This window comes from Stagnihabitans sp. (genome assembly GCF_964946895.1).
The window spans coordinates 38,013-44,181 of record NZ_CBBQHX010000035.1 but is presented as its reverse complement, the minus strand read 5'-3'; the positions used below and the strand labels follow the sequence as shown (position 1 = coordinate 44,181).

Annotated in this window: 8 protein-coding genes; all 8 read left to right on the top strand. The window is 65.4% G+C overall.

What is annotated here, in order from left to right; all coding sequences use genetic code 11:
• Positions 1–759 (top strand): branched-chain amino acid aminotransferase (locus tag AC1Y2B_RS18625; protein WP_482254619.1); only part of this gene is annotated, 759 nt, incomplete at its 5' end.
• Between the two features lie 128 nt (positions 760–887).
• Positions 888–1,343, top strand: coding sequence for a universal stress protein (locus tag AC1Y2B_RS18620; protein WP_482254618.1), 456 nt, complete (start codon positions 888–890; stop codon positions 1,341–1,343).
• 177 nt (positions 1,344–1,520) lie between these two features.
• A complete protein-coding gene (locus AC1Y2B_RS18615; RefSeq protein WP_482254617.1) occupies positions 1,521–1,676 on the top strand; it encodes a hypothetical protein in 156 nt (51 codons plus the stop codon).
• A gap of 79 nt (positions 1,677–1,755) precedes the next feature.
• Positions 1,756–2,313, top strand: coding sequence for a NifU family protein (locus AC1Y2B_RS18610; RefSeq protein WP_482254616.1), 558 nt, complete (start codon positions 1,756–1,758; stop codon positions 2,311–2,313).
• Positions 2,303–2,941: a tRNA (adenosine(37)-N6)-threonylcarbamoyltransferase complex dimerization subunit type 1 TsaB gene (tsaB, locus tag AC1Y2B_RS18605; protein WP_482254615.1), complete on the top strand. Its 639-nt coding sequence runs from the start codon at positions 2,303–2,305 to the stop codon at positions 2,939–2,941. The genes AC1Y2B_RS18610 and tsaB overlap by 11 nt, the downstream gene beginning before the upstream one ends.
• On the top strand, positions 2,938–3,345 hold the full coding sequence (rimI, locus tag AC1Y2B_RS18600) for a ribosomal protein S18-alanine N-acetyltransferase (protein ID WP_482254614.1): 408 nt from the start codon (positions 2,938–2,940) through the stop codon (positions 3,343–3,345). Before tsaB ends, rimI begins: the two co-directional genes overlap by 4 nt.
• Positions 3,346–3,595: 250 nt before the next feature.
• On the top strand, positions 3,596–4,591 hold the full coding sequence (locus AC1Y2B_RS18595) for a BMP family lipoprotein (RefSeq protein ID WP_482254613.1): 996 nt from the start codon (positions 3,596–3,598) through the stop codon (positions 4,589–4,591).
• Positions 4,591–6,168 carry an ABC transporter ATP-binding protein gene (locus AC1Y2B_RS18590; protein ID WP_482254612.1) on the top strand — a complete coding sequence of 526 codons (1,578 nt, stop codon included), beginning with the start codon at positions 4,591–4,593 and terminating at the stop codon, positions 6,166–6,168. The genes AC1Y2B_RS18595 and AC1Y2B_RS18590 overlap by 1 nt, the downstream gene beginning before the upstream one ends.
• The last annotated feature ends 1 nt before the right edge of the window (position 6,169 follow it).

Here is a 6,169-nt window from a genome sequence, read left to right as displayed (position 1 = left end):
TTCGATGGGGCGCGGCGGTTTGACGGGCTGGTGCCGGACCTTGACAAGCATTGCGCGCGGGTCAACCGATCCGCCGAGGCGCTGATGATCACGCCGACCTGTGCGACCGAGGACATGATGGCCATCATCCGCGAGGGGCTGTCGGATTTTGCGCCGGGGCGGGCGGTGTATATCCGGCCGATGTACTGGGCGCTGCATGGGTCTGATCTGGGCGTTTCGCCGGAAGCCGGGGCGACGGGATTTGCGATTGCGCTGGAGGAATGTGCGATGCCGCATGCCTCTTATGCCACGACGCTGACCCGGACGCGGTTTCGCCGTCCGGTGCTGGAGGACGCGGTCTGCAACGCCAAGGCCGGCTGTCTGTACCCCAACAACGCCCGCATGCTGACCGAGGCCAAGGCCAAGGGCTTTGGCAACGCGCTGGTCGCCGATGCGCTTGGCAATCTGGCGGAAAGTGCGACGGCGAATGTGTTTGTGGTGAAGGATGGCGTGGTGTTCACGCCGGTGGCCAATGGCACCTTCCTGTCGGGCATCACCCGCGCCCGCCACATTGCCAACCTGCGCGCCGATGGGGTGGAGGTTGTGGAGACCGTGCTGACCTTCGAGGATGCGCACCGGGCCGACGAGATCTTCCTGTCGGGCAATTTCGCCAAGGTGACGGCGGTGGCGGAGTTTGACGGGACCTTGTATCCGCACCGCCCGATGACGGAGCGGGCGCGGGCGCTGTACATGGACTGGGCCGCCGGCACGCGGCTTTAGGCGTCGGAGCGGGGGTTTCACACCCCCGCGCCCCCGTGGGATACTTGGACCTGGATGAAATGGGGGCGTTCGGCAAGGCTTGTCTAAAGGCTGGCCCTTGGGCGATAAGGGCCGCGAAGGAGACGAACATGCGCAAGTTTCTGGTCGTGCTGGATGACACGCGGGAGTGTCTGAATGCGATGCGGTTTGCCGCGCTTCGGGCCGCGCATACCGGGGGCGGGGTGCAGATCTTGTCGATCATCTCTCCAGACGAGTTTCAGGGCTGGATCGGGGTGGCCGATCTGATGCGGGCCGAGGCGCGCGAGCGGATCGAGGCGCATTTCGAGGTCTATGCCAAATGGATGCGGGACCGGCAGGGGGTGAACCCCGAGCTGGTGATCCGCGAGGGCGATCCGGAGACCGAGATTCTGGCGCAGGTGCGCGAGGACTCGGAGGTGGGCGTGCTGGTGCTGGGCGCCAGCCATGAGAAATCCGGGCCGGGGCCGCTGGTGACCGCGCTGACCCGCAGCGCGGGGACGCTGCCGGTGCCGATCACGATCGTGCCGGGCGACATGAGCAAGGAGCGGCTGGAGAGCATCACCTGAGGTGGCCCGCGCGCCAGCCGGTCTGGGCCTGGCAGTTCCAACCGTGCCGCGGGTTCGGGCGCCTGTCCCGCAGGCCAGCACAGCGTTTTCAGCAGGGCGGCCATGCGCGTTTGGCGGTTTTGCACCGGCCGCATCAGGCGCATATCCCCGGCGGGAGGAAGGACAAAAGGAACCATCATGTCCGACCTGAAGCATCGCAAATCCGCCGTGGTTGACGTCCCCGGCCTGGCCTATTTCACCCGGGACGCCGAGAAGCCCGCACCGGCGGCAGGGGCCCTGCCCGCTGCCCCACTGACGGCGCTGGAGCAGATGTACGGGTATTTCGAAGGCTGAGGTCCAGTTTGGAATCGGTCCAACCTTGACTCGGCGGCCCCCGAAGCGCATATCCGACAGGAACAGTCAGGAGTTTGCCATGTTCATCCAGACCGAATCCACGCCCAACCCGGCGACCCTGAAATTCCTGCCCGGCCTTGCCGTTCTGGAGGTGGGGACCGCCGATTTCCCGACCGCCGAGGCTGCGGGCAAGTCGCCGCTGGCCAAGCGGATCTTTGCGGTGAACGGCGTGACCGGGGTCTTCATGGGCCTTGATTTCGTCACCGTCACCAAGGCTGAAGGCATTGACTGGCAGCACATCAAGCCGGCCATTCTGGGGGCCGTGATGGAGCATTACCAGTCGGGCGCCCCGGTGATTGAGGGCGAGCAGGCGCAGGCCCATGTGGAAACCGATGGGCCGGATGGCGATATCATCAACCAGATCAAGGAATTGCTGGACACGCGGGTGCGTCCGGCCGTGGCGCAGGATGGCGGCGACATCACCTTCCACGGCTTTGACCGGGGCGTTGTATACTTGCACATGAAGGGCGCTTGCGCCGGATGCCCCTCGTCCACGCTGACGCTGAAGATGGGGATCGAGAACCTGCTGCGCCACTATATCCCGGAAGTGACCGAGGTGCGCCCGGTTGCCGCCTGATCCCATCGTTCTGGCGTTCGACTCATCGGCGGCACATTGTGCCGCCGCTTTGGTGTCTGGCGGCACGGTTCTGGCGCATCAGGTCGAGGCGATGGAGGTGGGTCAGGCCGAGCGTCTGATGCCGATGCTGGAAGAGATGCTGGCCAAGGCCGGGGTGGGCTGGCGCGACCTGGCCTGTCTTGGCGTGGGCACCGGGCCGGGGAATTTCACCGGGGTGCGGATTTCGGTTGCGGCGGCGCGCGGGCTGGCTTTGGGGCTTGGCGTGCCGGCGGTGGGGGTGACCGCGCTGGAGGCCATGGCCTATGGCCGTGCCGGTCCAAGGCTGGTGACGCTGGATGCCCGGCGCGGCGCGGTCTATGCGCAGGTGTTTGACGGCGGCGCGGCCGTGGCCTGCACGCTGGACACCTTGCCACAGGCCGCGCCGGGGGTGATCTGCATCGGCCATCGCGCGGCAGAGGTCGCGGCTTTGGTCGAAGGTGTGGTGGCAGAGCCTGCCCTGCCGCTGACCGTGGCGATGGCGCGGATCGCCGTGGCGCGGCGCGGGACGGCGGACCGCCCTGCCCCGTTCTACCTGCGGGGGGCCGATGCGGCACCGCCGACAGACCCGCCGCCGGTGATCCTGCCGTGACGCCGGCCCAGATGGCCCGGTTGCATGCGGCAAGCTTCGTGCTGCCGGCACCCTGGTCAGAGGGGGAAATCGCCTCGACCCTGGCCAGCCCGTTCAGCTTTGCGCTAACCCGCGACACCGGCTTCCTGCTGGGGCAGGTGGTGGCCGGAGAGGCCGAACTGCTGACCATCGCCGTCGATCCCGCCGCCCGCCGCCAAGGCACCGGGCGCGCGTTGGTGGCGGCGTTTGTGACCGAAGCCAAGGCGCGCGGGGCCGAAACCGCGTTTCTGGAGGTGGCCGAGACCAACGCCGCCGCGCGGTCGGTCTATGCCGCGGCAGGTTTCACGCAAACCGGCCGCCGCAAAGGGTATTACCGGGGTGCGGGGCAGATCGTCGATGCCATCCTGATGGGCCGCAGTCTGTAGCCCTTTGCCGTTTCGCCTTCTCCAAATATCCCCGGGGAGGTCTGGAGGGGCAGGCAGCCCCTCCAGCCTTGGCCAAGCGGGCCAACCGCTCAAGGCTTGAACTTATGATCAAAAATGCGACAGCGGCGACGCAGATTCCTGTTGACCGCCAGCACCCCATCGGACCTAAATCAGCCACGACCGCCCGCGATTGGCCATGTTGAGTCTGGCCATGGACAGGGTGCACGCATTTGACAACCGGGAGACTGACATGACCCTGATGAAACGCTTGCTGGGCGCTTCGGCCGCACTGGCGCTGAGCGCCGTGGCTGCCTTGGCAGAGCCCGCCATCATCTATGACCTTGGCGGCAAGAACGACAAGAGCTTCAACGAAGCCGCCTTCAACGGGGCGCAGCGTTGGGCCAAGGAAACCGGCGGCACCTTCAAAGAGCTGGAAATGCAGAACGAAGCCCAGCGCGAACAGGCTTTGCGCCAGCTGGCCGAAGCCGGGGCCAACCCGATCGTGATGACCGGCTTTGCCTTCGGTGACGTTCTGAACACCGTGGCGCCGGACTATCCGAAAACCAAGTTCGCGATCATCGACATGGTGGTGGATCAGCCGAACGTGAAATCGGTGGTCTTCACCGAAGAGCAAGGCTCGTATCTGGCGGGCGTGATGGCGGGCATGGCGTCGAAGTCGGGCGTCGTGGGCTTCATCGGCGGCATGGACATTCCCTTGATCCGTCGCTTTGGCTGCGGCTATGCGCAGGGTGTCAAGGCTGTGAAGCCGGATGCGACCGTGATCCTGAACATGACCGGCACCGATCCGTCGGCGTGGAACAACCCGGTCAAGGGTGGCGAGATTGCCAAGTCGCAGATCAGCCAGAAGGCTGACGTGATCTATGCGGCGGCGGGCGGCACCGGTGTGGGCGTTCTGCAGGCGGCGGCCGATGGCGGCATCCTGTCGATTGGCGTCGACAGCAACCAGAACTACCTGCACCCCGGCCAAGTGCTGACCTCGATGGTCAAGCGCGTCGACAACGCGGTCTATGAAGCCTTCAAGGAAGGCGCTGACCTGAAGCCGGGCGTCAATGTCATGGACCTCAAGGCCGGTGGCGTGGACGTGGCGATGGACGACAACAACGCCAAGCTGGTCACCCCCGAGATGAAGGCCGCCGTCGATGACGCCGCTGCCAAGATCAAGTCGGGCGACCTGAAGGTGCACGACTACATGGCCGACAACACCTGCCCGGCAGGCACGTTCTAATGGCCGAACAGGCATTCGGGGGGCGGCAGGCAACTGCCGCCCCTTCTTCGACTTACGCCATTGAACTGAAGGGCGTGTCGAAGTCTTTCGGTTCGGTGCAGGCCAACCGCGACATCAACATCGCCGTGCCGCGCGGAACGATCCACGGCATCATCGGCGAGAATGGCGCGGGCAAGTCGACGCTGATGTCGATCCTGTATGGATTTTACAAAGCCGACGCCGGTGAGATTTTCATCAACGGCCAACTGACCGCCATCCCCGACAGCCAGAGCGCCATCCGCGCCGGCATCGGCATGGTTTTCCAGCATTTCAAGCTGGTGCAGAATTTCACGGTGCTGGAGAATGTGATTCTTGGCGCCGAAGATGGGCCGCTGCTCAAGGCGTCTTTGGTGCGGGCGCGGGCCGAACTGGAGGCGCTGAGCCGGGAATATGACCTGGATGTGCATCCCGATGCGGTGATTGAAGAGCTTTCGGTCGGCCACCAGCAGCGGGTGGAGATCTTGAAGGCGCTGTACCGGCAGGCCGAGATCCTGATCCTGGATGAGCCGACCGGGGTGCTGACGCCGGAAGAGGCGGACCATCTGTTCCGCATTCTGGCAGGCCTCAAGGCGCGGGGGCGGACGGTGATCCTGATCACCCACAAGCTGCGCGAGATCATGGAGACGACGGACAACGTCAGCGTCATGCGGCGCGGCACGATGGTGGGGACGGTGCAGACGGCGCAGACGTCTCCGGAAGCGCTGGCGGAGCTGATGGTGGGGCGCAAGGTTCTGCTGGAGGTCGAGAAGACACCGGCCACGCCGGGGCGCGAGGTGCTGCGGGTGGAAAACCTGTCGGTGCGCGCCGATGGGGTGGACCGTTTGAAGGGCGTCAGCTTTGCCATCCGGGCGGGCGAGATTTTGGGCATCGCGGGGGTGGCGGGCAATGGCCAGTCGCAACTGCTGGAGGCTTTGGGCGGGATCGCTGCGGCCTCGGGCCGGATCGTGATGAACGGGGTGGACCTGCCCCTGAAGGGCCACAAGGCCAATGGCCAAAGCCGCCGGGCGGCCGGGATTGCCCATGTGCCGGAGGATCGGCAGGCTTTGGGGCTGATCATGGATTTCGCGGCTTGGGAGAACGTGGCCTTTGGCTATCACAACGCGCCGGAATACCAGATCAACGCGGTGTTCATGGACAACGCGGCGCTGAAGGCGGACACCGAAAAGAAGATGGCGACGTTTGACGTGCGGCCACCAATCCCGACGCTGCCGGCCAAGAGTTTCTCGGGCGGGAACCAGCAGAAGATCGTGGTGGCGCGCGAGATCGAGCGCAACCCGGACCTGCTGCTGGTTGGCCAGCCAACGCGGGGCGTGGACATTGGCGCGATTGAGTTCATTCACAAGCAGATCGTGGCGTTGCGCGATGCCGGCAAGGCGGTGCTGCTGGTGTCGGTGGAGCTGGACGAGATCATGAGCCTGTCAGACCGGATTCTGGTGATGTTTGACGGCAGGATCATGGGCGAGCGCGACCCGGAGACGACGAACGAGCGCGAGTTGGGCCTGTTGATGGCTGGCATGACCGGAAAGAAGGACGCCTGAG